Origin of the sequence: Microbacterium sp. MMO-113 (assembly GCF_037148555.1) — a bacterium.
Classification (GTDB): domain Bacteria; phylum Actinomycetota; class Actinomycetes; order Actinomycetales; family Microbacteriaceae; genus Microbacterium.
The window spans coordinates 88,639-114,381 of record NZ_JBBCTD010000004.1 but is presented as its reverse complement, the minus strand read 5'-3'; the positions used below and the strand labels follow the sequence as shown (position 1 = coordinate 114,381).

23 protein-coding genes are annotated in these 25,743 nt (G+C 71.3%); 17 read left to right on the top strand and 6 right to left on the bottom strand.

Translation table 11 applies throughout. From position 1 onward, the window contains the following. The first annotated feature begins 17 nt into the window (after positions 1-17). The 6 genes from WFJ36_RS14245 (at position 18) to WFJ36_RS14220 (ending at position 7,041) form a co-directional block, all read left to right on the top strand. Positions 18-962, top strand: a complete 945-nt coding sequence (locus WFJ36_RS14245; RefSeq protein ID WP_071329156.1) for an EamA family transporter — start codon at positions 18-20, stop codon at positions 960-962. Between the two features lie 194 nt (positions 963-1,156). Beyond that, positions 1,157-1,822 (top strand): GntR family transcriptional regulator, encoded by a 666-nt coding sequence (locus tag WFJ36_RS14240; RefSeq protein WP_187662496.1) that lies wholly within the window; start codon positions 1,157-1,159, stop codon positions 1,820-1,822. Further along, on the top strand, positions 1,819-3,345 hold the full coding sequence (locus tag WFJ36_RS14235; protein ID WP_336643548.1) for an MmgE/PrpD family protein: 1,527 nt from the start codon (positions 1,819-1,821) through the stop codon (positions 3,343-3,345). Before WFJ36_RS14240 ends, WFJ36_RS14235 begins: the two co-directional genes overlap by 4 nt. Continuing rightward, positions 3,345-4,247, top strand: a complete 903-nt coding sequence (prpB, locus tag WFJ36_RS14230) for a methylisocitrate lyase (RefSeq protein WP_292788697.1) — start codon at positions 3,345-3,347, stop codon at positions 4,245-4,247. Before WFJ36_RS14235 ends, prpB begins: the two co-directional genes overlap by 1 nt. A 2-nt stretch (positions 4,248-4,249) precedes the next feature. Next, positions 4,250-5,383: a bifunctional 2-methylcitrate synthase/citrate synthase gene (locus tag WFJ36_RS14225; RefSeq protein WP_336643547.1), complete on the top strand. Its 1,134-nt coding sequence runs from the start codon at positions 4,250-4,252 to the stop codon at positions 5,381-5,383. A 170-nt stretch (positions 5,384-5,553) separates the two neighbouring features. Then, complete coding sequence (locus tag WFJ36_RS14220; protein WP_336643546.1) at positions 5,554-7,041, top strand: MFS transporter; 1,488 nt, start codon at positions 5,554-5,556, stop codon at positions 7,039-7,041. A gap of 12 nt (positions 7,042-7,053) precedes the next feature. Here the strand turns inward: WFJ36_RS14220 and WFJ36_RS14215 are convergent, their stop codons facing one another. Further along, positions 7,054-7,656 carry an antibiotic biosynthesis monooxygenase gene (locus WFJ36_RS14215; RefSeq protein WP_062765537.1) on the bottom strand — a complete coding sequence of 201 codons (603 nt, stop codon included), beginning with the start codon at positions 7,654-7,656 and terminating at the stop codon, positions 7,054-7,056. 154 nt (positions 7,657-7,810) lie between these two features. Continuing rightward, complete coding sequence (locus WFJ36_RS14210; RefSeq protein WP_292788704.1) at positions 7,811-8,785, bottom strand: DUF559 domain-containing protein; 975 nt, start codon at positions 8,783-8,785, stop codon at positions 7,811-7,813. Positions 8,786-9,179: 394 nt separating this feature from the next. On the opposite strand from WFJ36_RS14210, the gene WFJ36_RS14205 reads away from it, so the two are divergent. The 4 genes from WFJ36_RS14205 (at position 9,180) to WFJ36_RS14190 (ending at position 13,624) form a co-directional block, all read left to right on the top strand. Next, complete coding sequence (locus WFJ36_RS14205; protein ID WP_336643545.1) at positions 9,180-10,679, top strand: CoA-acylating methylmalonate-semialdehyde dehydrogenase; 1,500 nt, start codon at positions 9,180-9,182, stop codon at positions 10,677-10,679. Positions 10,680-10,688: 9 nt separating this feature from the next. Beyond that, a complete protein-coding gene (locus tag WFJ36_RS14200; RefSeq protein ID WP_336643544.1) occupies positions 10,689-11,870 on the top strand; it encodes an acyl-CoA dehydrogenase family protein in 1,182 nt (393 codons plus the stop codon). Beyond that, positions 11,867-12,745 carry a 3-hydroxyisobutyrate dehydrogenase gene (gene mmsB, locus WFJ36_RS14195; protein ID WP_292788710.1) on the top strand — a complete coding sequence of 293 codons (879 nt, stop codon included), beginning with the start codon at positions 11,867-11,869 and terminating at the stop codon, positions 12,743-12,745. Before WFJ36_RS14200 ends, mmsB begins: the two co-directional genes overlap by 4 nt. 102 nt (positions 12,746-12,847) lie before the next feature. Continuing rightward, a complete protein-coding gene (locus WFJ36_RS14190; RefSeq protein ID WP_071329146.1) occupies positions 12,848-13,624 on the top strand; it encodes an enoyl-CoA hydratase-related protein in 777 nt (258 codons plus the stop codon). Positions 13,625-13,638: 14 nt separating this feature from the next. On the opposite strand, the gene WFJ36_RS14185 is transcribed toward WFJ36_RS14190, so the two are convergent. From WFJ36_RS14185 to WFJ36_RS14175, 3 genes are read right to left on the bottom strand one after another with little or no spacing between them, the layout of a single operon-like run. Further along, entirely contained in the window at positions 13,639-14,082 is a 444-nt protein-coding gene (locus tag WFJ36_RS14185; protein ID WP_071329145.1) for a YdeI/OmpD-associated family protein, read from the bottom strand. After that, positions 14,079-14,549: an SRPBCC family protein gene (locus WFJ36_RS14180; protein WP_336643543.1), complete on the bottom strand. Its 471-nt coding sequence runs from the start codon at positions 14,547-14,549 to the stop codon at positions 14,079-14,081. Before WFJ36_RS14180 ends, WFJ36_RS14185 begins: the two co-directional genes overlap by 4 nt. Continuing rightward, positions 14,549-15,085: a MarR family winged helix-turn-helix transcriptional regulator gene (locus tag WFJ36_RS14175; RefSeq protein WP_071329144.1), complete on the bottom strand. Its 537-nt coding sequence runs from the start codon at positions 15,083-15,085 to the stop codon at positions 14,549-14,551. Before WFJ36_RS14175 ends, WFJ36_RS14180 begins: the two co-directional genes overlap by 1 nt. Positions 15,086-15,260: 175 nt before the next feature. Here WFJ36_RS14175 and WFJ36_RS14170 point away from each other — a divergent pair, with 175 nt between their 5' ends. The 5 genes from WFJ36_RS14170 to WFJ36_RS14150 are packed head-to-tail and all read left to right on the top strand — an operon-like array spanning position 15,261 to position 20,307. Further along, the gene (locus tag WFJ36_RS14170; protein WP_071329143.1) at positions 15,261-16,037 is read left to right on the top strand and encodes an electron transfer flavoprotein subunit beta/FixA family protein; all 777 of its coding nucleotides are present in this window, start codon (positions 15,261-15,263) and stop codon (positions 16,035-16,037) included. A 1-nt stretch (position 16,038) separates the two neighbouring features. Further along, positions 16,039-17,010, top strand: a complete 972-nt coding sequence (locus WFJ36_RS14165) for an electron transfer flavoprotein subunit alpha/FixB family protein (protein WP_071329142.1) — start codon at positions 16,039-16,041, stop codon at positions 17,008-17,010. A 2-nt stretch (positions 17,011-17,012) separates the two neighbouring features. Continuing rightward, the gene (locus WFJ36_RS14160) at positions 17,013-18,665 is read left to right on the top strand and encodes a cytochrome b/b6 domain-containing protein (protein WP_336643542.1); all 1,653 of its coding nucleotides are present in this window, start codon (positions 17,013-17,015) and stop codon (positions 18,663-18,665) included. 3 nt (positions 18,666-18,668) lie between these two features. After that, complete coding sequence (locus tag WFJ36_RS14155; RefSeq protein WP_071329904.1) at positions 18,669-19,142, top strand: ASCH domain-containing protein; 474 nt, start codon at positions 18,669-18,671, stop codon at positions 19,140-19,142. Between the two features lie 13 nt (positions 19,143-19,155). After that, positions 19,156-20,307: an acetyl-CoA C-acetyltransferase gene (locus tag WFJ36_RS14150; RefSeq protein WP_071329905.1), complete on the top strand. Its 1,152-nt coding sequence runs from the start codon at positions 19,156-19,158 to the stop codon at positions 20,305-20,307. A gap of 53 nt (positions 20,308-20,360) precedes the next feature. On the opposite strand, the gene WFJ36_RS14145 is transcribed toward WFJ36_RS14150, so the two are convergent. Next, positions 20,361-20,870 (bottom strand): GNAT family N-acetyltransferase, encoded by a 510-nt coding sequence (locus WFJ36_RS14145; protein ID WP_060922628.1) that lies wholly within the window; start codon positions 20,868-20,870, stop codon positions 20,361-20,363. A gap of 130 nt (positions 20,871-21,000) precedes the next feature. Between WFJ36_RS14145 and WFJ36_RS14140 the strand changes: the two genes are divergently transcribed. Together WFJ36_RS14140 and WFJ36_RS14135 are read left to right on the top strand one after the other, a co-directional pair. After that, entirely contained in the window at positions 21,001-21,561 is a 561-nt protein-coding gene (locus tag WFJ36_RS14140; protein WP_025105424.1) for an acyl-CoA thioesterase, read from the top strand. Positions 21,562-21,625: 64 nt separating this feature from the next. After that, complete coding sequence (locus WFJ36_RS14135; protein ID WP_336643541.1) at positions 21,626-25,300, top strand: bifunctional proline dehydrogenase/L-glutamate gamma-semialdehyde dehydrogenase; 3,675 nt, start codon at positions 21,626-21,628, stop codon at positions 25,298-25,300. Positions 25,301-25,743: the final 443 nt, after the last annotated feature.

Here is a 25,743-nt window from a genome sequence, read left to right as displayed (position 1 = left end):
GCGTAGCGTCACGTCCCATGAGCGCTGTGGCTGATGACACCACCCGGACGCGGACCGGCATGCGCCTGGGGCTCCCGCTCGCTGTCGCGGCCGCCTTCGCGTTCGGCTCGTCCGGGGCGTGGGCGCGCGGACTCATCGACGCGGGATGGACGCCGGGCGCCGCCGTCACGGTGCGGGTGTGGGTCGCAGCGCTCGTGCTGCTCGTCCCCACGATCCTCGCGCTGCGGGGTCGGTGGCGTGCCCTCCGGCAGAACGTGGGGATGGTCTGCGCCTACGGCCTCCTCGCCGTCGCGGCCACCCAGCTCTGCTACTTCCAGGCCGTCGCGGTGATGGACGTCGGGATCGCGCTGCTCATCGAGTACACCGCCCCGGTCGCGGTGCTCCTCTGGCTCTGGCTGCGCCGGGGCGAGCGTCCCACGCGGCGCAGCATCCTCGGTGCGGGCATCGCCTTCGTCGGACTCGTCCTCATGCTCGACATCGTCACCGGGGCGCAGGTGGACGTGGTCGGTGTCCTCTGGGCGCTCGGGGCGATGGTGGGTGCCGCGAGCTACTTCGTGCTGTCCGCCCGGGCCGGCACCGGGATCCCGCCGATCGCCCTCGCGGGCAGCGGCCTGCTGCTCGGTGCCGTGGGGCTGAGTCTCGCCGGGCTCGTCGGCGTGCTGCCGTTCGCGTGGACGACGGTCGACGTGGACTACCGGTTCGGCGCGGTGCCCTGGTTCGTGCCGGTCCTCGCGATCGGCGTGATCGCCACGGCCCTCGCGTACGTGCTCGGCATCGTCTCGACACGGATGCTCGGCTCCCGGTTGGCCTCGTTCGTCGCGCTCGCCGAGGTCGTGGCGGCCCTGCTCTTCGGCTGGCTCCTGCTCGGGCAGCTCCCCGGTCCGCTGCAGGCCCTCGGGGGCGTGCTCGTGCTCGCCGGCGTGGTCGTCGTGAAGCTCGGCGAGCCCCGCCCCGCGGCCTGAGCCCACTCGCGCGCACGGCTTCGGAGATCGGAGCCGACACGCCGGCCCCCGGCCCGGCCGTGCGGCGTGTCCCGGGCGATCTCCGAAGCTGTGCCCGGGTGTGGGAGTGGGTGGAGGCGAGAGTATGTATACGAATGGACCGCTCGCGCCCGAGAAGTCGACCATTTGGGCCGGTTTATGTATACACTGGCGGGATGGTCCTCCCTGTTGAGCGCACGTCCATGGGCGATCGTGCCTATGCGGCGCTCCTCGACGGCATCCAGTCCGGGGAGCTGCCGGCCGGTTTCGTGCTCGGCGAGGTGGAGCAGGCCGAGCGCCTGGGTGTGAGCCGGACTCCGCTGCGGGAGGCTCTGCGTCGCCTGGCCGCCGACGGCCTGGTCGTGCAGCAGTCGCCGCGCGTCACGGTTGTCGCTGACCTCGACGCCGACGACATCCGGTCCCTGTTCGAGATCCGTCGCGCGCTGGAGGAGACCTCCGCCCGACTGGCGGCCGTCCGGGGCGACGCCGACCGGTTCGCCGCGCTCGCCGCGGAGTTCGCGCACGTGGACCTCACCAGGGCGGAGGGCCGGGACGCCTACTACGCCCTGATCGCGCGATTCGATGCGGCCCTCGACGACGCCGTCGCCAACGACTACATCGCTGCGGCGCTGCGCACGGTCCGCACCCACCTCGTCCGCGTGCGGCGTATGGCGCGGGACAAGCCCGCCCGGCTCGCTGCCTCCGCCGCCGAGCACCGCACGATCGCCGAGGCGCTCGCCGCCCGCGACGGCGACCTCGCCGCCCATGCCACGCACGTGCACCTGCACAACGCGCTCACCGGCATCCTCGACTCCCTCCCCGACAGCGAAGGACACTCATGACCGTCACCCACCACGTCCGCGTGCACGCCAGCTCCGAGAACCTCTCCCGCGAGGATCAGCTCGCCTGGAAGATCGCCGAGGTCGCGGTCGACCAGGTCGAGGTCGAGCAGCCCGTCGTCGACATGATCATCAACCGCATCATCGACAACGCCGCCGTCGCGGCGGCCTCCCTCACCCGCGCGCCGATCGTCGCAGCCCGCGCGCAGGCGTTCAGCCACCCCGTCTCGACGGGCGGGGCCGGCGCCAACCTGTTCGGAACCCCGCTCGACCGCCGCACCAGCCCGGAGTGGGCGGCCTGGGCGAACGGCGTGGCCGTGCGCGAGCTCGACTACCACGACACGTTCCTCGCCGCCGAGTACTCGCACCCGGGCGACAACATCCCGCCGATCCTCGCGGTCGCGCAGCACGCCGGCAAGGACGGCCGGGCGCTCGTGCGCGGCATCGCCACCGGCTACGAGATCCAGATGGACCTCGTGCGCGCGATCTGCCTGCACAAGCACAAGATCGACCACGTCGCACACCTCGGCCCGTCCGCCGCCGCCGGCATCGGCACCCTTCTCGGCCTCGACGTCGAGACGATCTACCAGGCGGTCGGTCAGGCGCTGCACACCACGACCGCAACGCGCCAGAGCCGCAAGGGCGAGATCTCCACCTGGAAGGCGCACGCCCCGGCCTTCGCCGGGAAGATGGCCGTCGAGGCGGTCGACCGGGCGATGCGCGGACAGACGAGCCCCGCGCCGATCTACGAAGGCGAGGACGGTGTGATCGCCTGGATGCTCGACGGCAAGGACGCGGCCTACGAGGTGCCGCTGCCCGCCGCCGGTGAGGCCAAGCGCGCGATCCTCGACTCGTACACGAAGGAGCACTCCGCGGAGTACCAGGCGCAGGCGTGGATCGACCTCGCCCGCAAGCTCGGCACCGCGAACCCGGCCCTGCGCGACCCCGCGAACATCGCCTCGATCGTGCTGCACACCAGCCACCACACGCACTACGTGATCGGCTCGGGCGCGAACGACCCGCAGAAGTACGACCCGACGGCCTCCCGCGAGACGCTCGACCACTCCATCCCGTACATCTTCGCGGTGGCGCTGCAGGACGGCGGCTGGCACCACGTCGACTCCTACACGCCGGAGCGCGCAGGCCGCCCCGACACCGTCGCGCTGTGGCACACGATCACCACGGCGGAGGACGCGGAATGGACGCGCCGCTATCACTCGGAGGACCCGGACGAGAAGGCCTTCGGCGGCCGCGTCGAGATCCGCCTCACCGACGGCTCGACCGTGGTGGACGAGATCGCCGTCGCCGACGCGCACCCGCTCGGTGCCCGTCCGTTCGCACGGGAGAACTACATCGCCAAGTTCCGTCTGCTCGCGGAGCCGGTGCTCGAGCCGGCCGAGATCGAGCGGTTCCTGGAGCTCGTGCAGCGCCTGCCCGAGCTCACGGCTGCCGAGGTCGCCGAGCTCTCGATCGTCGCGAAGCCGGGTCTGCTCGACGACGCCGACGCCCCGGCCGGTCTGTTCTGATGCTGTACTCCACGACGACGCCCGCCGAGAAGCGGCGCCTGTTCCGGGAACGGCTCGCCTCCGGGGAGCTGCTGCGGTTCCCCGGCGCGTTCAACCCACTGAGCGCCCGGCTGATCGAGCAGAAGGGGTTTGAGGGCGTCTACATCTCGGGCGCCGTGCTCTCCGCCGACCTCGGCCTGCCCGACATCGGCCTCACCACGCTCACCGAGGTCGCCGGGCGGGCGAAGCAGATCGCCCGCATGACCGACCTCCCCGCGATCGTCGACGCCGACACCGGCTTCGGCGAGCCGATGAACGTCGCCCGCACGATCCAGGAGCTCGAAGACGCCGGCCTCGCGGGAACGCACATCGAGGACCAGATCAACCCCAAGCGCTGCGGCCACCTCGACGGCAAGGCCGTGGTCGACGAGGACACCGCGATCAAGCGGATCCGCGCGGCCGCCGATGCCCGCCGCGACGAGAACTTCCTGATCATGGCGCGCACCGACATCCGCGCGATCGAGGGGCTGGACGCGGCGATCGACCGGGCCAAGGCGCTCGTCGACGCGGGGGCCGACGCGATCTTCCCCGAGGCGATGCGCACGATCGGCGAGTTCGAGGCCATGGCCGCGGCGCTGGACGTGCCGATCCTCGCGAACATGACCGAGTTCGGCAAGAGCGAGCTGTTCTCGGTCGACGCACTCCGCGATGCCGGGGTACGCATGGTCATCTGGCCGGTCTCGCTGCTGCGGATCGCGATGGGGGCGGCGGGCCGTGCGCTCGATACGCTGAACGACGAGGGGCACCTGACCTCGAAGCTCGGCGAGATGCAGCACCGCGCCGACCTCTACGAGCTGATCGACTACGAGTCGTACAACCACTTCGACTCGGGCGTCTTCAACTTCACCGTTACGAAGGAGTGACCATGACCGAGCCGGACATCAAGAAGGGCCTCGCGGGGGTCGTCGTCGACACGACGGCGATCTCGAAGGTCAACCCCGAGACGAACAGCCTGCTCTACCGCGGCTATCCCGTGCAGGAGCTCGCCGACACGCAGTCCTTCGAGGCCGTGGCGTACCTGCTGTGGAACGGCGAGCTGCCGACGGGCGACGAGCTCGCCGCGTTCCGGCTGGAGGAGCGCAAGCACCGCGCCCTGGCCGACAACGTGAAGGCCGCGATCGATCTCGTGCCCCTCGAGGCGCACCCGATGGACGAGGTGCGCACGGCCGTGAGCCTCATCGGCGCATCGGACCCCGAGGCCGGCGGCTCGGTGCTCGACGCCGGTGGCAGTCCCGAGCAGAACCTGGCGCGCAGCATCCGCCTGTTCGCGGCGCTGCCGGCCATCGTCGCCTACGGTCAGCGTCGCCGTCGTGGCCAGGAGCTCATCGCTCCGCGCGACGACCTAGACTACTCGGCGAACTTCCTCTGGATGACGTTCGGGGAGGAGGCCGACGACGTCGTGGTCGATGCGTTCAACCGGTCGATGATCCTCTACGCCGAGCACTCCTTCAACGCCTCGACGTTCACCGCCCGGGTCATCACCTCGACCCTCAGCGACATCTACTCCGCGGTCGTCGGAGCCATCGGCGCGCTCAAGGGCCCGCTGCACGGCGGGGCGAACGAGGCGGTGCTGCACATCTTCACCGAGATCGGGTCGGCGGACGCCGTGGAGGCCTGGCTCGACAAGGCCCTCGCGGAGAAGCGCAAGATCATGGGCTTCGGGCACCGCGTCTATAAGAACGGCGACTCCCGCGTGCCGACCATGAAGGCCGCGCTCGACACCCTCGTCGCGCACTACGGCCGGGAGGACGTCGCCGCGCTGTACGACGCGCTGGAGTCGCAGTTCGTCGAGCGCAAGGGGATCCACCCGAACCTCGACTATCCGTCCGGTCCGGCGTACAGCCTCATCGGCTTCGACACCCTCACCTTCACGCCGCTGTTCGTCGCGGCGCGGGTGACGGGTTGGACCGCCCACGTCATCGAGCAGGCCGGCGCGAACGCCTTGATCCGCCCGCTGTCGCACTACGACGGCCCCGACGAGCGGCACGTCACCGGCTGACCTCCTCCGTTCGAATCGCCTGAATGGCTCCATCTCACCCCGGGATGGAGCCATTCGCGCGATTCGAAGCGGTAGCGTGCCGAAGCCCTGGGGTCAAGCGGATGCGGCGGATTCCGGGGAGGAGTAAACCGGATCCGGGACGGACGACCGTCCCGCGAGAAGGAGGCCCCATGTCCGCGTCCGACGTCACCGTCACGGGGGTCCGGTCGCTCGTCCCCGCGCGCATGGACCGGCTCCCCTGGTCGCGCTTCCACTGGATGATCATCGTCGGACTCGGGTTCTCCTGGATCCTCGACGGCCTCGAGGTGCAGATCGTCGCGGCGAACGGCTACGCGCAGACGCTGGGGATGGGCCCGGCTGAGGTCGGCCTCGCCGGCACCTGCTACCTGCTCGGCCAGGTGTTCGGTGCCCTCGTGTTCGGCCGTCTCGCCGACCGCCTCGGCCGCAAGAACCTCTTCCTGCTCTCCCTCGGCGTGTACCTCGTCGGGTCGGCCGTCGCCGGCCTCGCGTTCGCCCCCTGGTTCTTCTATATCTGGCGCTTCGTCGCCGGGGCGGGCATCGGCGGCGAATACGCAGCCATCAACTCGGCCATCGACGAGATCATCCCCGCGAAGTACCGCGGCCGGGTCGACATCGCCATCAACGGCACCTACTGGGGCGGTGCGGCCCTCGGCGCCGTGGCCAACATGTTCTTCCTCAACACCGACATCCTGCCCGCCGACATCGGCTGGCGGCTGAGCTTCTTCCTCGGCCCGATCCTCGGCCTCCTCATCATCTGGCTGCGACGGCACATCCCGGAGAGCCCGCGCTGGCAGATGACCCACGGTCGCGAGGAGGAGGCGGAGCGCAACGTCGACCAGATCGAGGAGCGCATCCGCAAAGAGGGCAAGACGATCGAGCCCGTCGACGAGAGCAAGGCCATCACGGTCAAGGAGTACGGCAGCGTCCCCTTCCTCGTGATCGCGAAGGTGCTGTTCAAGAAGTACCCGCGGCGCACGCTCGTCGGCATCACGATGATGGTCACGCAGTCCTTCCTCTACAACGCGATCTTCTTCACGTACGCGCTCGTGCTGGAGAACTTCTACGACACACCGCCGGCATCCGCGTCGCAGTACTTCATCGTCTTCGCGGTGGGCAACCTCGCCGGCGCCCTCATCCTCGGCCACTTCTTCGACACGTGGGGTCGTCGGCGGATGCTGTTCGGCACCTACGTGCTCGCGGGACTGATCCTGCTCGTCAGCGCCTTCCTCTTCAACGCGGGCGTGCTGAACGCGGGCACGCACACGGCGTTCTGGTGTGCGTCGTTCTTCTTCGCCTCGGCCGGGGCCTCCGCCGCGTATCTGACGGTGAGCGAGATCTTCCCGCTCGAGCTGCGCAGCCAGGTGATCTCGTACGTCTTCTCGATCGGGCAGCTCGTCGGCGCCATCGCCCCGGTGCTCTACGGTGCGCTGATCGGTGCGAGCGCGGAGTCCGGCGACCGCGGTCCGCTGTTCTGGGGCTATGTGCTCGGTGCGGCGATCATGATGTTCGGCGGTGTCGTGTGCGGTGTCTTCGGCGTCAGTGCCGCCGGCAAGTCGCTGGAGGACATCGCCGATCCGCTCTCGCTCGTGGAACCGGCGAAGAAGGGGGTCACCCCGGGTGCGGAATCCGGCTCCTGAGAAGGGGGTCCGCTAGCGGGCGAGCCAGTTCCGCAGGGAGCGCGTGACGAACGGCAGCACCCAGTACGTCATGATCGGCGTGAGCACGAGGGTGGTGATGAGCACGCGGAGCCACAGCGGCACGGCGTCCCATCCCGGCACCGGGCTCATGGCATACGTGAACGCGAGGTTCACGGGGAAGAAGCCGAGCCAGATCGAGACGGCCTGCTTCCACCGCGGCGGCGCGGGGGCGACGGTCACGGTGCTGGTCGTCCCGTCAGGGTCGACGACGGGGATGGAGCCCGTGGACGGCTCGTCGAACCACCCCTCGATGCCGGAGCGACGCTTGGACCGCTCGCTGCGGACGAAGCCCTGGCCCATCGACAGCCACCACGCGCGCTCCCCGGACTGCTCCCATGCGGTGAGCGCGTCCTCGCTCGCGAAGCGGTAGAGCATGTGCCACACCTGCGAGTCCTCGCCGGCACGGACCCAGCCGGAGCCGAGGAATCCCGGGTACTTCGTCGCGAGGTTCACCCCGGTCTGCACCCACGCGGTGGCCTCGGCGATGCGCTCCGGGTCGACCTCGCGGCGGATGGAGACGGTGACGGGTTCGGAGACAGGCGCGGATGCGGACATGGTGCGGTCCTCGGGGGTGAGCGGCGTCGGGGTGCGGACGCGGGGTGGCGGCGCCAGGGTCGCGGCGCCTGGTCGATTCTAGTTCTCCTTCGAGTCGCGCGATTGGCTGTAAATCCGGGCCGGATGCCGCCATTCGCGCGATTCGAACGCGGGGTCACCGCCCCAGAGCTGACGCCACACGGCGGATCAGCTCCTCTGGTCTGTGGAGGAGAGGTGCGGTGACCTCGATCACCGTCCACCCGGCAGCCCGCAGCGCCGCGACCCGCTCGACATCCCGTGCCCACTGCGCGCCGTGCACCATGCCGTGATACTCCACTGCGACGCGTTCGGCCTCCCAGACCATGTCGACGCAGGCGAGGAAGCGGCCCCGGTCGTCGAACACGTCCACGTTGAGCTGCGGCTCCGGAATCCCGGCCGCGACCAGGAGGCACCGCAGCCGGCTCTCCCGCGGCGACCACGAGTCCTCCCGCACGAGCTCGACCGCCTCCCGCAACCGTGCCGCCCCGCGCCTCCGCCCGGCAGCCAGCATCTCCCGCAGCTCGTCGACCGTCGCCCACGGCTGCCGCCCGACCCTCGGCCGCCCGACGCCCGGTCTCCAGTGCCGGCAGAAGTAGTCGCCGAGCGCCACCAGGTCCACGAGCGGCAGCGTGCCCAGGGCGACCCAGGTCGCGGCGGGGGAGGTCACGCGGAGTCCGTCCCGATAGCGGATCGAGGTGAGGCTGGACAGCGTGCGGTGTCCGGTCACGCCGCGGGCGCGAGGGAACGGGATCCCGCCGGACGCACTGACGTGGAGGGCGAGGTCGTCCGCCGTCGCGATACCCCCGCGGTCGTCGAAGGCGAGTGGCAGCGGGCCTCCCCAGATCGACACGGCAGTCTCGTGACTGAAGAAGTGCCCGGTATGCAGGATCGGGGCATAGGACTGCGCTCGTGCCACCCGCGCTCGCCGCTGCCGCTCGTACGGGTCCGCGATGGCGGGCCCGGGCGCCGGGCGCGGGTGCACGCGGACCCCGTGGAACGGAGCCTCGAGGTCGGATCCGCGCAGCCGTCCGCGGCTGATTCCGTGCATCCGCGCCGTCCGCACCGCGAAGTCCCCCTCGAAGCGGCCCGGAAGCTGCTGTCGTCGTCCCATGCCCCCACGCTCCCACCCCGGCGGCCGCGCCGGGATCCGTCTCCACAGCCCCCGTTCGAATCGCGCACTGTGCTCCATCCCCGGCCGAGATAGAGCAAAGCAAGCGATTCGAAAGGGAAGAGAAGACCCCCGCCGACCCGATTCGGCGGGGGTCTCGGGAGCCAGAGTGCTCACCGTGCGCACGGGAGACGCGACTACCCGATCCGGTCTGAGTCTGTGCCGTGCATCTGCAGTTGTAATCGGCCCGGATGTCCGGCGGGTGAACGGCCGGAGAACGGGCGACGGCGGCATCCGAACGCGGGGCGCCGCAAGATACAAGGACGTCCTCGTATTTTCACGGTCGTCGGAGTAAACTCGCCGATGTGCCAAAGACGGCACGGAGGGATGTCGCACAATGACCCGTACTATCCCGCACTTCGTGGGCGGAACGCATGTCACCCCGGAAGACGGCCGCTTCGCCGACGTCTTCGACCCGAGCACCGGAGCCGTGCAGGCCCGGGTGCCGCTCGCATCCGCGGAGGAGGTGCGCCGTGTGATCGCGAACGCCGAAGAGGCGCAGGTCGCGTGGGCGGCGACCAACCCGCAGAAGCGCGCCCGTGTGCTCCTGCGGTTCCTCGACCTCGTGCAGCAGGAGATGACCTCGCTGGCCGAACTCCTCGCGAGCGAGCACGGCAAGACCGTGGACGACGCCAAGGGCGACATCCAGCGCGGCCTCGAGGTGATCGAGTTCTCCGCCGGCGCACCCCACCTGCTCAAGGGGGAGTACTCCACGGGGGCCGGGGCCGGCATCGACGTGTACTCGATGCGGCAGCCGCTCGGGGTCGTCGCGGCGATCACGCCCTTCAACTTCCCCGCCATGATCCCGCTGTGGAAGGCCGGTCCCGCGCTCGCCGCCGGCAACGCGGTGGTGCTCAAGCCCAGTGAGCGCGACCCCTCGGTGCCGGTGCGTCTCGCCGAGCTGTTCCTCGAAGCGGGGCTGCCGGCCGGCGTCCTCAACGTGGTGCACGGCGACAAGGAGGCGGTGGACACCCTCCTCACCGACGACCGGATCCGCGCCGTCGGGTTCGTCGGCTCCACGCCCATCGCCGAGTACATCTACGCCACCGCGGCCGCTCACGGCAAGCGGGCGCAGTGCTTCGGCGGCGCGAAGAACCACATGATCGTGATGCCGGACGCCGACCTCGACCAGGCCGTCGACGCCCTCATCGGTGCCGGCTACGGCTCCGCGGGGGAGCGGTGCATGGCGATCTCGGTCGCCGTCCCGGTCGGTGCGGAGACCGCGGACGCGCTCGCCGCCAAGCTCACCGAACGCGTCGCGCAGCTGCGGGTCGGGCCGTCCCTCGCGGCGGACGTCGACTACGGACCCCTGGTCACGCGGGCAGCCGTCGAGCGCGTCGAGGGCTACATCCAGCAGGGCATCGACGAGGGCGCGACGCTGCTTGCCGACGGCCGCGGGTTCACGGTCCCCGGGCACGAGGAGGGCTTCTACCTCGGACCGACGCTCTTCGACCACGTGACGACCGACATGGCGATCTATCGCGAGGAGATCTTCGGCCCGGTGCTCGTGATCGCCCGCGCCACCGACTACGAAGAGGCGCTGCGCATGGCCTCCGAGCACGAGTACGGCAACGGCGTCGCCATCTTCACGCGCGACGGCGACGCGGCTCGCGACTTCGCCGCTCGCGTGGAGGTGGGGATGGTGGGCGTGAACGTGCCCATCCCGGTGCCGATCGCCTACTACACGTTCGGCGGCTGGAAGCGCAGCGGTTTCGGCGACCTCAACCAGCACGGCGCCGACGCCTTCCGCTTCTACACCAAGACCAAGACCGTGACGAGCCGCTGGCCGTCGGGGATCCGCGAGGGCGCGAGCTTCGTCATCCCCACGATGCACTAAGGACACGCGATGACCATGACCACCGTCACCACCACCGACGAGGAGCGCGAGGCGATCCTCGACGCCGTGCGAGAGTTCGCCGATGCGGAGCTCGCCCCGTTCGCCGCGGAACGCGACGAGAAGCACCTGTTCCCGCGGGAGTCGCTGCAGCGCGGCGGCGAGCTCGGCCTCGGCGGGATCTACGTGAGCGAGGAGTTCGGCGGCACGGGCCTCACCCGGGTCGACACCGTCGCCATCTTCGAGGAGCTCGCCAAGGCCGACCCCGCCCTGGCCGCCTACATCTCCATCCACAACATGGTGGTCTGGATGATCGACACCTACGGCGACGATGAGCAGAGGTCGCACTGGCTGCCGTCGCTGACCGCCATGCAGGAGTTCGGCGGCTACTGCCTCACCGAGCCGGGGGCCGGCTCCGACGCGGCGAACATCGCGACCAGCGCCGTCCGTGAAGGCGACGAGTATGTACTGACCGGGGTGAAGCAGTTCATCTCCGGAGCCGGTGAGGCCGCGGTGTACGTCGTCATGGCACGGACCGGCGAGCCGGGAGCCAAGGGCATCAGCGCCTTCCTCGTCCCCGGCGACGCGGAGAACCTGAGCTTCGGCGCCGCGGAGAAGAAGATGGGGTGGCACGCGCAGCCGACCCGCCCCGTGATCATGGACGGTGTGCGGGTGCCGGCGTCCGCGATGCTCGGCGACGAGGGGCGCGGTTTCGCGATCGCGATGTCGGCGCTGAACGGCGGGCGCCTCAACATCGCGGCGTGCTCGCTCGGCGGTGCGCAGGCCGCGCTCGACAAGGCGGTGCAGTACGTGCACGAGCGCGTCGCGTTCGGCGAGCCCCTGGCGGAGAAGCAGTCGATCCTCTTCGCGATCGCCGACATGCGCACCGATCTGCAGGCCGCGCGGCTGATGGTGCGCGACGGCGCGCAGGCGGTGGACGAGAAGGCGCCGGATGCGACGATGCGCTGCGCGATGGCGAAGCGCTTCGCGACCGACGCCGGCTTCGAGGTGGCCAACCGCGCCCTCCAGCTGCACGGCGGCTACGGCTATCTGCAGGACTACGGCATCGAGAAGATCGTCCGCGACCTCCGCGTGCACCAGATCCTCGAGGGGACGAACGAGATCATGCGCCTGATCGTCGGTCGGGAGATGCTGCGACCCGCGGGGTCGGCGTCGATGCGGAGCGCATCATGACCCGCGTCGCCTTCCTCGGGCTCGGGCACATGGGGCTGCCGATGGCGAAGAACCTCGTCGCCGCCGGACACGAGGTGCACGGCTTCGACCTCGTGCCCGCGGCGATCGAGGCGGCGCGGGCGGCCGGGATCCCCGTGGCGGCGAGCGGCGCGGAGGCGGTGGCGGACGCGGAGGTCGTGGTGACGATGTTCCCGGCGGGGAAGCACGTCATCGAGGCCTACCGCACGGAGCTGCTGGCGGCCGCGCGCCCCGGGACGCTGTTCATCGAGTCGTCGACCATCGCGGTGGACGAGGCGCGGGCCGCCCATGCGCTCGCGCTCGCCGCCGGCCACCGGCACATCGATGCTCCGGTATCCGGAGGTGTGGTCGGGGCGGAGGCCGGGACCCTGGCGTTCATGGTCGGGGGTTCCGACGACGACTTCGCGGCGGCGCTGCCGCTGCTGGAGATCATGGGGAAGCGCATCGTGCACTGCGGCGGACCGGGACTCGGACAGGCGGCGAAGGTCTGCAACAACATGGTGCTCGCGGTGTCGCAGATCGCCGTCGCCGAGGCGTTCGTGCTGGGCGAGCGGTTGGGGCTCGAGCATCAGGCCCTGTTCGATGTGGTGTCCCAGGCGTCGGGGCAGTGCTGGGCGCTCACCACGAACTGCCCCGTGCCCGGTCCGGTGCCCACCAGCCCCGCGAACCGGGACTACCAGCCGGGGTTCGCGGGCGCCCTCATGGCGAAGGACCTCGGTCTCGCGCTGCAGGCCATCGAGCAGACCTCGACGGACGCGCGGATGGGTCGTCTGGCGCAGGAGCTGTACGCCGCCTACGCCGCCGGCGACGGCGCCGCCCGTGACTTCTCCGGCATCATCACGGACATCCGTGGCTGACCTCCGGCTTTCGAATCGCCTGAATGGTCGCGAATCCGGCCGAAATGCAGCAAATCGGGCGATTCGAAGGGGAGGGTGGATAACGACAGGAAGGCGGGAGCGATGACCGAGTACGAGACGATCCTGGTGGAGCAGCGCGGACGCGTGGGCTGGATCACCCTCCACCGTCCCGAGGCGCTCAACGCGCTGAACAGCCGGCTCGCCGAGGAGGTCACCGCGGCCGCGCAGGCCTTCGATGCGGATGACGGCGTCGGGGCCATCGTCGTGACCGGCTCTGAGAAGGCCTTCGCGGCCGGCGCCGACATCAAGGAGATGGAGGGCATGTCCGCGGCGGAGATGCTCGAGACGGACCACTTCGGCGTCTGGCACGACTTCGCGGCCGTGCGCACGCCGGTCATCGCGGCGGTCTCCGGGTTCGCGCTCGGAGGCGGCTGCGAGCTGGCGATGATGTGCGACATCATCCTCGCCGCGGACACCGCGAAGTTCGGGCAGCCCGAGATCAACCTCGGGGTGATCCCGGGCATGGGCGGAACACAGCGGCTCATCCGCGCGGTCGGGTACTACAAGGCGGCGGAGCTCGTGCTGTCCGGGCGCTTCATGGGCGCCGAGGAGGCGGAGCGCGCCGGACTCGTGTCCCGTGTCGTCCCCGCGGCGGATCTCCTGGCCGAGGCGACGACGCTGGCCGAGACGATCGCGTCGAAGTCGCTCCCGTCGGTCTACGCCGCCAAGGCCGCGCTCGATGCGGCGATGGAGACGACGTTGTCCGCAGGCCTCGCCCACGAGAAGCAGGCGTTCGCGGCACTGTTCGACACGCACGACCAGAAGGAGGGGATGGCGGCCTTCCGCGAGAAGCGCACGCCGGACTTCCAGAACCGCTGACGGCGGGGCACAGATCAGCCGCGCAGGGACTCCACGATCTTCGCGATCCGGCGCTCGCGCGTCGCCTCCTGCTTGGCCTCGGCGACCGCTCGGGCGTGCTCCTTGCGCGCCGAGGGTGAGAGGGCATCGAAGGCCGCGCGCACCGCGGGGTCGGCATCGAGGGCGGCGGCCAGTGCGGCCGGGACGTCGACCGTGCGTTCCGCGGTGTCGAGCCGGATCACGGCATCGACCTCCTGATCGATCTCCACCCCGAGGTCTGCGCGGGCGGCCTTGCTGAGACCGATCATGTTCTCGCCTCCCATCCGGGCCAGGCGCAGGCGCGCGGTGCGGCCGCCGATCGTGACCGCGACCGGGAAGGCCTTGCCCGCGCCGAAGGAGGCCACCTGCTCGTCGGTGAGGAGGATCGCCGCGGCGGGGCCGCGACCGGTGAGGACGGTGTGCACGCGCAGTTCGCTCATGCAGGAAGAGTACGCCCGCCATCCTCGATCGCGGCGACGAGCGCGGAGTTGCGTTCGGCGATCAGCCGCTCCATGTACCGGCCGAGCACGAGGGCGTCGACGAGGCGGCCGAGGGGTCCGAAGGGCGAGCGGAACTCGATCGTGTCGCGCATGAGGGTGCCGCGCGGGTGCTCCTCGAACACATGCTCGTGTCGGAGCTCGCGGAACGGCCCGGCGATCTGCCGGTCCGTGAACCGATGCGGCGCGTCGATGTCGAACACCACGGAACGCAGGCGGAACGGGATGCCGAAGTGCCGCGCGCGCCAGGTGACCGTGGACCCCTCGGTGAACGCACCGCCCGCGGGCTCCTCGATCATCGTCTCGTCGTAGCGCGCCATCGACTGCAGATGCAGCTCCGGGTCCAGCGCCGCGGCGAAGACGGCAGGGCGGGGTGCCGCGATCACGGTCTCGAGCACGAACCGCGGCATCAGAGCGGTTCGGGGAGGGGGCGCGGGTCGATGAAGTCGCCGGCGTCGCGGCGCAGGCGGGCGACGATGGCGACGAGCTCGGCGGCGTCGGCTTCGCTCATGCCGGGGTCGGCGAAGACGTCGGCGTTGAGGGCGGTCGTCGCCCGCTCGACGAGGTCGCGGCCGTCGTCGGTCAGGGCGAGCATCGCCGCGCGCCCGTCGTGCGGGTGCGGTTCGCGGATGACGAGGCCGTCGCGCATGAGCCGCTCGGCGGTGCTCGTGATGGTGGTGGCGTGGACCTGCAGGCGCGCGACGACGCTCGACAACGGCAGGCGTCCGGCGCGGCTGAAGGCCAGCAGGCGGAGGACCTCGTAGCGGGCGAAGCTCAGCGCGAAGGGCTTGAGGGCCGCGTCGACACGGGCCAGGAGCAGCTGTTGAGCGCGCATGACCGAGGTGACGACGGTCATGCCGTCCGCGGCCTCGGTCCAGCCGTGCGCGATCCACTGCCGCTTCGCCTCGGCGAGCGGGTCGACGGGAAGCGGGCGGGGTCGGACCACGTCTCTACGGTACCGGGGGAGGCCGCCCCCGGTCGCCAGCGGCGAGCCGTGGGGCGCGACTGTCGACTATGTATACATTCGTGGCGGAAATCGGGGGTGCGGCCTGCGGATCCCTCCGCCTTTGGCTACATAGAAGAGCGTGCGGATAGACTCAGCGTGTCGTGAGGAGCATTCGATGAAGATCTTCGTCCTGGTCAAAGAGGTGCCGGACACCTATGGCGATCGCACGTTGAATCTCGAGACCGGACTCGCCGAACGCGGCGCCGGGGATGTGGTCCTCGACGAGATCACGGAGCGGGCCCTCGAGGTCGCCCTGGCCCACGCCGACAAGAACGAGGGCACCGAGGTCGTGGCCCTCACGATGGCGCCGGAGAGCGCGACCGCCTCCGTGCGACGCGCCCTCGCGATCGGTGCCGCGTCAGCCGTGCACGTCGTCGACGAGCAGCTCGTCGGCGCCGACCTGGGCCTCACCGCCGAGGTCCTCGCCGCCGCGATCCGCCGCGGCGCCCCCGACCTCGTCATCACCGGCAACCTGTCCACCGACGGCGCCGGCGGCGTCCTCCCGGCCATGCTCGCCGAACACCTCGGCTGGGCGCAGGCCACCGCCCTCACCGCGGTCGAGATCACCGCCGATGGCGTCTCCGGCACCCGCGGCGCCGACGCGGGCAGCCAGCAGGTGACCGCGCCGCTGCCCGCCGTGATCTCCATCACCGAGGCACTCCCGGACGCCCGGTTCCCGAACTTCAAGGGCATCATGGCGGCGAAGAAGAAGCCGCTGGAGGTGCTGTCCCTCGCCGACCTCGACGTGTCGGCCGACCCGGCGGCGGCTCCGCGGACCATCATGACCGCGGTCTCGGAGAAGCCCCCGCGGGCCGCCGGGGTCAAGATCACCGACGAGGGCGATGCCGCGGAGAAGCTCGTCGAGTTCCTCGTGCAGAACAGGCTGGTGTGACATGGCGTACCCCGAGAACCCGATCCTCGTGCTCCTCGACGTCGACCCGTCCGGCGAGCTCGCCAGCAGTGCCGCCGGACTCCTCGGCGCGGCGGCGGGCATCGGCACACCGGTCGCGGTGATCGTCGGCGGTACCGAAGCCGCGGTCGCCAGCGCAGCGGAGGCCGGAGCCGCAGTCGTGCTCACGGCCGACGGCGACCCGTCCGCGCTGACGGTCCCGATCGTCGACGCGTTGCAGGCCGCCGCCGCGCAGGTGCAGCCCGCGGCCGTTCTCATCTCGAACTCGATCTCCGGACGCGATGTCGCCGGGCGGTTCGCGGTGCGGACGAAGAGCGCTCTCGCCGTCGATGCGGTCGGGGTCTCCCGCGACGACGAAGGCATCGTCGCCCACCACTCGGTCTACGGCGGGGCGTACCTCGTCGACGCGGCCGCGACGTACGGCACGCTCGTCGTCACGGTGCGTCAGGGTGCGGTGGAGGCCAGGGCCGAGGCGGTCGCCTCTCCGCAGGTCGAACAGCTCGCGGTCACTCCGTCCGGAGCGGTCGCCGCGACGGCGGGCCCCATCGAGACGGTCGAGGCCACCTCGTCCCGGCCCGAGCTGCGCGGAGCGACCCGCGTCGTGTCGGGCGGCCGCGGTCTCGCCTCGAAGGAGAAGTTCGTGCTCGTGGAGGAGCTCGCCGACGCCCTCGGGGCCGCGGTCGGCGCCTCGCGGGCCGCCGTCGACGCGGGCTACATCCCGCAGTCCCACCAGGTCGGGCAGACCGGCGTCTCGGTGTCGCCGCAGCTCTACGTCGCGCTCGGGATCTCCGGCGCGATCCAGCATCGCGCCGGCATGCAGACGTCGAAGAACATCGTGGCGATCAACAAGGACCCGGAGGCGCCGATCTTCGACGTCGCCGACTTCGGCATCGTCGGCGACGTGTTCGCGATCGTCCCGCAGGTGATCGCCGCGCTCGAGGCGCGGAAGAAGTAGTCATGGCGACGCGGGTGCTGCGCCGCGGGCTTCCGCGGGTGCCGGGCGGCGAGCCGTGGCCGCCCGCCGACGTGACCGTCGATGCCGTCGATGCGGTCGAGCCGTCCGGGGTGACCGCGGCCGTCGACGCGCCGGCGGCGACCCCGGTCGCGACGCCGGCGGAGCGCGCCGAGGACCGTTCGGTGCCGCACGCGCCGGATGACACTGCTCCGGCCGCGACACCGGACGCCGCGCCGCGCCCGGCGCTCCGTCGCGGCCTGCCGCGCGTTCCCGGCGGCGAGCCGTGGCCGCCGTCCGCGGCGTCGCCCGGACCCGCCGCGGCTCCGGGCGCGGCCGCGCAGGCCGCACCCACCGCCGCTGACGCGCCGACGCCGCCCGCACCTGCGGCGCCCGCGTCCGCTTCGACCGCTGCCTCGCCGACGTCGGACCCGGCGTCCGATGCGGTGCCCGCTCCGACGACCTCCGCCGGGGGCGAGAGCGTCCGCCGCGGACTGCCTCGTGTGCCGGGTGGCGAGCCGTGGCCGCCTGCCGGCACCGCGCCCGCGCGAGCGGCCACGGCCGCGGCCGTGACGCCGGATGCCGCGCTGATCCCGGAGACGCCGTCTCCGGCGGCGCCGCCTGCCGAGCCCGCCGCCCCCGGTACCACCCTGGCGCCCGCGGCCGACATCAGCACACCGCTGCCCTGGACCCGCACGGTCTGGAACGGTCGTGCCCCCCGACACCTCCCGGCCGCTGCCACGATCGCCACCCCGACCGCTCGCCGGCGCCCGACCTGGACCCAGGCGATCGCGGTGCTGTTCGGCGCCGCCGCTCTCGGTGTGCTCGCGGCCGCGGCCGTGGCTCTGGTCCGCGCGCTGCTCAGCCTCCCCTTCCTGCAGGACTTCCTGGCAGCCTTCCCGGGCGAGTACGAGCCGCCGATCCCGGTCGAGCCCGGCTTCGCGCCGTGGGTCAACTGGGCGCACTTCTTCAACATGTTCCTGATCGTGCTGATCATCCGGTCGGGCCTGCAGGTGCGCACCGAGAAGCGGCCGAGCGTGTTCTGGACGCCGCGGAACAACCCGAAGGGCAAGATCAGCCTGAACCTCTGGTTCCACCAGGCGCTCGACATCCTGTGGCTGCTGAACGGCGTGATCTTCGTGGTGCTGCTGTTCGCCACGGGACACTGGGTGCGGATCGTGCCGACGAGCTGGGAGGTCTTCCCGAACGCGCTGTCGGCGGCGCTGCAGTACATCTCGTTCGACTGGCCGCACGAGAACGGCTGGAACAACTACAACAGCCTGCAGCAGCTCGCCTACTTCGTCACCGTCTTCCTCGCGGCACCGCTCGCCGCCGTCACCGGGTTCCGCATGTCGGGGCTCTGGCCCAAGAAGGCGGAGCGCCTGTCGAAGGCGTACCCGGTGGAATGGGCCCGCGCCCTGCACTTCCCGGTGATGCTGTACTTCGTGGCGTTCATCATCGCGCACGTCGCGCTCGTGATGCTGACCGGCTTCCTGCGCAACCTCAACCACATGTTCGCCGCGCAGGATGCCGCGACGTGGACGGGGTTCTGGGTGTTCATCGCCTCGCTCGTCGTGATCGCGATCGCGTGGGTCGCGGCGCGCCCGCTCGTGCTCGCGCCGATCGCGAGGGCGTTCGGCAAGGTCTCGGGGCGCTGATCCATGACCGACCGCACCACCATCGAGGACTACTGGCGCGAGGCCCGCATCGCGCTGCCCCACCTGCCCGAGGCCCTTCCCGAGGCGTGGGGTTTCGGCGCGACGCCGGAGCACGCCGACGAACTCCTGGAGCTCGTGCTCCGAGGCATCAAGGTGGGCACCGCGTCCTCCGTCTGGGACTACGAGGAGACGGGGGACCCGCTGCCGACCGTCGGCGAGCTCAGCATCATCCTCGACGGAACCGGCGCCCCGCGCGCCGTGATCGAGACCACGGCGATCGACATCGTGCCGTTCGACGAGGTCGACGAGGCGCACGCGTTCGCCGAGGGGGAGGGGGATCGCACCCTGGCGCACTGGCGCGAGGTGCACGAGCGCTACTGGCGCACCCACTCCGAGAGCCCGCGCGGCTACGAACCCGACATGCCGGTGCTGTGTGAGCGCTTCCGGCTGCTCCTGCCGACCGGCGTGGAGGACTGAGGAGAGGGAGATCATGGCAGAGGCCTACATCGTCGACGCGGTCCGTTCACCGGTCGGACGCCGTGGCGGCGCTCTCGCGGAGATCCACCCCGCCGACCTCGGCGCGCACAGTCTGCGGGCCCTCGTCGACCGCACCGGCATCGACCCTGGCGCCGTGGACGACGTGATCCTCGGAGCCATCGATGCGCTCGGGGGACAGGCCGGGAACGTCGCGCGCACCGCGTTGCTCGTCGCCGGCTTCCCGGAGCACGTGCCCGGCGTGACGATCGACCGCCAGTGCGGATCCAGTCAGCAGGCCGTGCACTTCGCCGCGCAGGCGGTGCTCAGCGGCACCAGTGACCTCGTGATCGCCGGCGGGCTGCAGAACATGTCGCGGATCCCGCTCACGGCGGCCGCGACCGTCGGCCGGGAGTACGGTTTCACGACGCCGTACGCTGAGTCGCCCGGATGGCAGGAGCGGTACGGCGACCAGGAGATCTCGCAGTTCCGGGGCGCGGAGCTCATCGCCGAGCGGTGGGACATCTCGCGGGAGGAGATGGAGCGGTACGCGCTGGAGAGCCACCGCCGGGCAGCCGTCGCCCAGGACGAGGGGCGGTTCGCGGCGGAGATCGCGCCGCTCGCCGGGCTCGACCACGACGAGGGCGTGCGCCGGGACACCACGCTCGAACGCATGGCCGGCCTGCCGCCGCTCGCGCCCGGGGGACGGATCACCGCGGCGGTCGCGTCGCAGATCAGCGACGCATCGAGCGCCGTGCTCATCGCCAGTGCGCGGGCGGTGCAGGAGCACGGCCTCACCCCGCGGGCCCGCATCCACCACCTCTCCGTCCGCGGCGACGACCCCGTGCTCATGCTCACGGCACCGATCCCGGCGACCCGGCACGCGCTGGCGCGCACCGGGCTCCGGATCGAGGACATCGACCTGCTCGAGGTCAACGAGGCGTTCGCCTCCGTCGTGCTCGCCTGGATGCGCGAGACCGGTGCGCCGCACGAGAAGGTCAACGTCAACGGCGGCGGCATCGCCCTGGGGCATCCGATCGGCGCGACCGGAACCCGCATCCTCGCGACCCTGCTCAACGAGCTGGAGCGCACCGGCGGCCGCTACGGCCTGCAGACGATGTGCGAGGGTGGCGGCGTCGCGAACGTCACGATCATCGAACGCCTCTGAGGGCAGACGAAAAGGGCCGCCCCGCGGGGCGGCCCTTCCGGTGAGGACGAGGGTCAGGGGCGCACGAAGCGGACCTCGGTGAGCGTCTCACCGAGGAACGGCTCGGTGTGCGCGGCGCCGTCGAGGTGGAACCCGTTGCGCGTGTAGAAGCGGTGCGCGCGGGGGTTGTCCTCGGCGACCCAGAGGTAGAGCGGCTCGTCCTTCTCGACGGCGGCGTCGAAGAGCTTCTGGCCGATGCCGGTCGAGTGGTACGCGTCGAGCAGGTAGATGAAGTACAGCTCGCGGAACGCCGGGGCGTCCTTGTCGCGGGCCGGACCCGAGCCGACGAAGCCGACGATCTCGCCGTCGACGAGCGCCGCGTTCATCTTGAAGTCGGGGCCCTGCGAGGCCCAGTGCGTCCAGAGCTCGGCCATGCGCCGAGGCGAGACCTTCTCCAGCGCCGCCTTGCTGATGAGGTGATCGTAGGTCTCATGCCAGCACTGCGCATGCACGCGACCGAGGGCTTCCGCATCCACATCACGGACCGGACGGACGATGACTTCGGGCTGGGCTTCGGCGCTCATGCGGTGACTCTACGGCGGGTCCGTGGAAATCGGAAATCGGGATGACGGCCGGGGAAAGGCCCACCGGGGGCATGGAGGAATCGGACAACGAAGTTCGGTCGTCGTGCGCGGATGGCTACGATCAGTCCTCGTGAACGTGATCTGGCGGACCCTCCTCGTGATCCTCGGTGCGCGTCGCCGCGTGCGGCAGGGGAAGACCCTCGACCCCACCGCCGTCGGCACCGTGACGGTGACCACCCTGCCCACCGACCTCGACATCCTCCGCCACATGAACAACGGCCGGTACCTGTCGCTGTTCGACCTCGGTCGCTGGGACCACCTCATCCGCACCGGGTTGTTCGACGTGATGAAGGAGCAGGGCTGGTACGCGGTCGTGTCGAGCGAGACGATCACCTTCCGCAAGTCGCTCCAGCTCTGGCAGCGGTTCGAGGTGCAGTCCCGGTTCATCGGGCACGACGAGAAGGCCCTGTTCCTGGAGCATCGCGCCGTGGTCGGCGGCGAGGTCTACGCCAGGGCCATCGTGCGGGCCCGCGTGCTGCGGCGCTCCGGCGGCACGGTCAGCAACGAGGAGCTCTTCGCCGCGGTGGGCAAGCCCGACGGGGTGCCGGAGATCGACGCGTGGGTGCACGACTGGGCGGCCGCGTCCGCCCTGCCTCCCGTGCGCACCCCGGCCCCCAGCATCTGGAACTGAGCCGACTCCAGCCCGCACGGTCGGGCACCCCGGGATTCCGCGACCGGCGACCTAGGGTGGTCACATGGCAGAGTCGTCGTCATCCTCCGCGGAGGCGGGGGCATCCGCATCCCTCGCCGATCAGGCGGTCGAGCTCGCGCGCCGCTGGGTGATCGAGGCGGCCGCGGCCGACGTCGACCCCGCCGCGGAACGCCTCGCCGGAGTGCTCCGCGACGCCAACGGTCTGCCGTTCACCCTCGGTTTCGTCGACGGCGTGATGCGGCCCGAGAGCCTGACCGCCGCGGCCGCCCAGCTGCGCCGGATCGCGCCCATCGTGCCGGAGTTCCTGCCGTGGTACCTGCGCTCCGCGGTGCGGCTCGGCGGCGGCGTCGCCCCGGTGCTGCCGACCCCGGTCGTCCCCCTCGCGCGACGGGCGCTGCGCGAGATGGTGGGGCACCTCGTGGTGGACGCCCGGCCCGCGAAGCTCGGACCCGCGATCGAGAAGCTGCGGGAGTCGGGCTCGCGCCTGAACCTCAACCTCCTCGGGGAGGCGGTGCTGGGCGAGGCGGAGGCGCAGCGGCGGCTCGACGGCATCCACGAGCTCATCCGGCGTCCGGACGTCGACTACGTGTCGGTCAAGGTCTCGGCCATCGTCAGCCGCATCTCGATGTGGGGCTTCGACGAGGTCGTCGACCGGGTCGTGGAGCGGCTGCTCCCGCTGTACGTGACGGCTGCGGCAGACGGCACCTTCATCAACCTCGACATGGAGGAGTATCGCGACCTCGACCTCACGATCGCTGTCTTCACGCGGATCCTGGAGGACCCTCGGCTCATCGGGCTCGAGGCCGGGATCGTGCTGCAGGCCTATCTGCCTGACGCCCTCCCGGCCCTCCAGGAGCTCACCGCCTGGGCGCAGGACCGCGTGATCCACGGGGGAGCCCGCATCAAGGTACGCCTCGTGAAGGGTGCGAACCTCGCGATGGAGCACGTCGAGGCGACGCTGCACGGGTGGACGCCTGCGCCCTACGACACGAAGCTCGACACCGACGCCAACTACCTGCGCTGCCTCGACTGGGCGCTGCAGCCCGAGCACACGACCTCGGTGCGGATCGGCGTGGCCGGCCACAACCTCTTTGGCATCGCCCACGCGTGGCTGCTGGCCGGGGAGCGGGGCGTCCGCGACGATGTCGAGTTCGAGATGCTGCTCGGCATGGCCCAGGGGCAGGTGCAGGCGGTGTCCCGGGAAGTGGGTGCGGTGCTGCTGTACGTGCCGGTCGTCGCGCCGGCCGAGTTCGACGTGGCCATCAGCTACCTCGTGCGGCGGCTGGAGGAGAACGCGTCGTCCGAGAACTTCCTCTCCGCGGCGTTCCACCTGCACGACGACGAGACGCTCTTCGCCCGCGAGGCCGGCCGCTTCCTCGACGCACTCGACCGGGCGGGGGACCCGGCCCTCGGCCTCGGCTCGCGGCGCACGCAGGACCGCCTCGCGCCCGTGCACGAGTCCGTGCGGCCGGCGCCGGTCAGCCCGGTCGCGGAGGCCGATCTCACCAAGGCCGTGCTCGGCATCGTGCGCGGCTCGGACGACGCCGACACCGGCGCCTTCCTCGAGACCGCCGTGTATGCGGCGCGCGAGCGCGGGGAGGACACCGGGGGCGCCCCGGGCTTCGCGAACACGGCCGATACGGATCTCGCCCTCCCCGCCAACCGCGAGTGGGCGGCGGGGATCCGCGCGCGGCTCGCGGATTCGACGGTCGGGACGGAGGTCCTGGCCGCGGCCCGCGTCGACGACGCCGACGACCTCGGCCGCATCGTGCGCGGCGTGCAGGGCGCGGCGGCGGCCTGGGGTGCGCGTCCCGCGGCCGAACGCGCCGAGGTGCTGCTGCGCGCGGCGGCGGCGCTCGAGTCCCGGCGCGCGGAGCTGGTCGAGGTCGCCGCCGCGGAGACCGGCAAGGTCTTCGCCGAAGCCGATGTCGAGGTGAGCGAGGCCGTCGACTTCGCCCGGTACTACGCCGCGACGTGCCGTGAGCTCGATGCGATCGCTGGCGCCGTGTTCGTCCCCGCCCGCGTGACCGTCGTCGCGCCGCCGTGGAACTTCCCCCTCGCGATCCCCGCCGGTGGCGTGCTGGCGGCGCTCGCCGCGGGCTCCGGCGTGGTCCTGAAGCCCGCCCCGCAGGCGCGGCGGTGTGCGGCGGTGCTTGTGGAGGCCCTGTGGGACGGCGGCGTCCCGCGTGAGGCTCTCGCTCTCGTCGACATCGAGGAAGGCGACCTCGGCCGTGCCCTCATCACGGACGAGGCGGTGGACCGGGTGATCCTCACCGGATCGTGGGAGACCGCGGCGCTGTTCCGCTCCTGGCGTCCCGACCTGCCCCTGCTCGCGGAGACCAGCGGCAAGAACGCCATGATCATCACCCCCTCGGCCGACCTCGACCTCGCCGTGGCCGACCTCGTGAAGAGCGCGTTCGGTCATGCGGGGCAGAAGTGCTCCGCAGCGTCGCTCGCGATCCTCGTCGGGCCGGTGGGGCGCTCGCAGCGTTTCGCCCGTCAGCTCGCCGATGCGGTCCGCTCGCTGCGGGTGGGCTGGCCCTCGGATCCGCTCGCCGAGGTGGGCCCCGTCATCGAGAAGCCCGAGGGCAAGCTCGCCTGGGCCCTCTCCGAGCTGGAGGGCGACGAGCGGTGGCTCATCGAACCCGCCCTCGATCCCGCCGACGACGGCAGCGGCCGGCTCTGGCGTCCCGGCGTGCGGGTCGGCGTGCAGTCCGGCTCCCGCTTCCACACCGAGGAGTTCTTCGGCCCGGTCCTCGGGATCATGCACGCCCCGACCCTCGCGAAGGCCGTCGATCTGCAGAACGCCGTCGCCTACGGTCTCACCGCGGGACTGCACACGCAGGACCCCGACGACCTCTCCTTCTGGCTCGACCGCGTGCAGGCCGGGAACCTCTACGTCAACCGCGGCACCACCGGGGCGATCGTGCAGCGGCAGCCGTTCGGCGGGTGGAAGCGCTCCTCCGTCGGGGCCGGTGCCAAGCCGGGCGGGCCGAACCACCTCATCGGACTCGGGTCGTGGCGCGCCCAGCACGGGTCCCCGGCGTCGAGCACGCTTCATCTGCGGGGGCTCGACTCCCGGATCACGGGGCTCATCGAGGCCGCGCAGCCCTCCCTCCCGTTCGAGTCGTTCGAGTGGCTCCGGCGGTCCGCCCTGTCAGACGCGTTGGCCTGGGACCGGGAGTTCGGCCGGGTGCGGGACGTCTCGCGGCTGGAGATCGAGCGCAACCTCTTCCGGTATCGTCCTGTGCCCGTGGAGATCCGCGCCACCGAGGACGCCGCCCTGCACGACCTGCTGCGGGTCGTGATCGCGGGAGTGCGCGCGGGGGCGGGCTTCGTGGTGTCCACTCCGGTCGGGCTTCCGGCGGGCGTGCGGCATGCTCTGGGCGACCTCGACGCCGTGGTGTTCCTGGAGACGGAGGACGAGTGGCTCCAGCGGATGCGGGTGGCCGAGGGGGCTGGAGCCTCCGGAGATGCCGGTGTTCCGGCGCTTCCGCGGCATGAGCGCGTGCGGCTCGTGGGCGGACGGGAGTCGGTGGCGGCGCTGCGCTCCGTGCTGGCGGTGGCGACGGGCGGTGATCCGGACCTCGCGGTGTACGACGCGGAGGTGACGGCGGCGGCCCGCATCGAGCTCCTTCCGTTCGTGCACGAGCAGTCCGTCTCGATCACCGCCCACCGCTACGGAAATCCCGACCCCTGGAGCGCCTCCGTCATCTGACCCCCGCCCGGCCCGTCCGCCGGGGTGCCCCGCCCGTTTCGGTGCGGGTGCGACAAGGCGCCTCCCCGGGTCGCCCGGGGTGCGTTTCTGATCCCGCCCGTGCCGAGGGGTGCCGCGCGGGTTTCGGTGCGGGTGCAAAAAGGTGCCGCTCCGGAGCGATGGGGGTGCGTTTTCGATCCCGCCTTCCGGGGATGGCCGGGCTCCGCCTCGGTACGGGGGCGAAAAGGCGCTCCTCCGGAACGACGGGGGTGCGTTTTCGATCCCGCCTGCGGTGGGTGTGCGGGATTGGGGTGGGAGGTTCCTGGGACGCGGGATCGAAAAGGTGCCCTCGGGGGCCTGGGGAGGGGCGTTAGTGATCCCGCGGCGCGGGACGGGGCCAGGGGCTACGGGAGGCGGTGTAAAAGATTCTTGACACGCGCGGGAGTGCAGACGTATCCTCGTGT

Coding starts and splice junctions, on each gene's coding strand:
- WFJ36_RS14245 (WP_071329156.1), top strand. CDS start 18: ATGAGCGCTGTGGCTGATGACACCACCCGGACGCGGACCGGCATGCGC.
- WFJ36_RS14240 (WP_187662496.1), top strand. CDS start 1,157: ATGGTCCTCCCTGTTGAGCGCACGTCCATGGGCGATCGTGCCTATGCG.
- WFJ36_RS14235 (WP_336643548.1), top strand. CDS start 1,819: ATGACCGTCACCCACCACGTCCGCGTGCACGCCAGCTCCGAGAACCTC.
- prpB (WP_292788697.1), top strand. CDS start 3,345: ATGCTGTACTCCACGACGACGCCCGCCGAGAAGCGGCGCCTGTTCCGG.
- WFJ36_RS14225 (WP_336643547.1), top strand. CDS start 4,250: ATGACCGAGCCGGACATCAAGAAGGGCCTCGCGGGGGTCGTCGTCGAC.
- WFJ36_RS14220 (WP_336643546.1), top strand. CDS start 5,554: ATGTCCGCGTCCGACGTCACCGTCACGGGGGTCCGGTCGCTCGTCCCC.
- WFJ36_RS14215 (WP_062765537.1), bottom strand. CDS start 7,656: ATGTCCGCATCCGCGCCTGTCTCCGAACCCGTCACCGTCTCCATCCGC.
- WFJ36_RS14210 (WP_292788704.1), bottom strand. CDS start 8,785: ATGGGACGACGACAGCAGCTTCCGGGCCGCTTCGAGGGGGACTTCGCG.
- WFJ36_RS14205 (WP_336643545.1), top strand. CDS start 9,180: ATGACCCGTACTATCCCGCACTTCGTGGGCGGAACGCATGTCACCCCG.
- WFJ36_RS14200 (WP_336643544.1), top strand. CDS start 10,689: ATGACCATGACCACCGTCACCACCACCGACGAGGAGCGCGAGGCGATC.
- mmsB (WP_292788710.1), top strand. CDS start 11,867: ATGACCCGCGTCGCCTTCCTCGGGCTCGGGCACATGGGGCTGCCGATG.
- WFJ36_RS14190 (WP_071329146.1), top strand. CDS start 12,848: ATGACCGAGTACGAGACGATCCTGGTGGAGCAGCGCGGACGCGTGGGC.
- WFJ36_RS14185 (WP_071329145.1), bottom strand. CDS start 14,082: ATGAGCGAACTGCGCGTGCACACCGTCCTCACCGGTCGCGGCCCCGCC.
- WFJ36_RS14180 (WP_336643543.1), bottom strand. CDS start 14,549: ATGCCGCGGTTCGTGCTCGAGACCGTGATCGCGGCACCCCGCCCTGCC.
- WFJ36_RS14170 (WP_071329143.1), top strand. CDS start 15,261: ATGAAGATCTTCGTCCTGGTCAAAGAGGTGCCGGACACCTATGGCGAT.
- WFJ36_RS14165 (WP_071329142.1), top strand. CDS start 16,039: ATGGCGTACCCCGAGAACCCGATCCTCGTGCTCCTCGACGTCGACCCG.
- WFJ36_RS14160 (WP_336643542.1), top strand. CDS start 17,013: ATGGCGACGCGGGTGCTGCGCCGCGGGCTTCCGCGGGTGCCGGGCGGC.
- WFJ36_RS14155 (WP_071329904.1), top strand. CDS start 18,669: ATGACCGACCGCACCACCATCGAGGACTACTGGCGCGAGGCCCGCATC.
- WFJ36_RS14150 (WP_071329905.1), top strand. CDS start 19,156: ATGGCAGAGGCCTACATCGTCGACGCGGTCCGTTCACCGGTCGGACGC.
- WFJ36_RS14145 (WP_060922628.1), bottom strand. CDS start 20,870: ATGAGCGCCGAAGCCCAGCCCGAAGTCATCGTCCGTCCGGTCCGTGAT.
- WFJ36_RS14135 (WP_336643541.1), top strand. CDS start 21,626: ATGGCAGAGTCGTCGTCATCCTCCGCGGAGGCGGGGGCATCCGCATCC.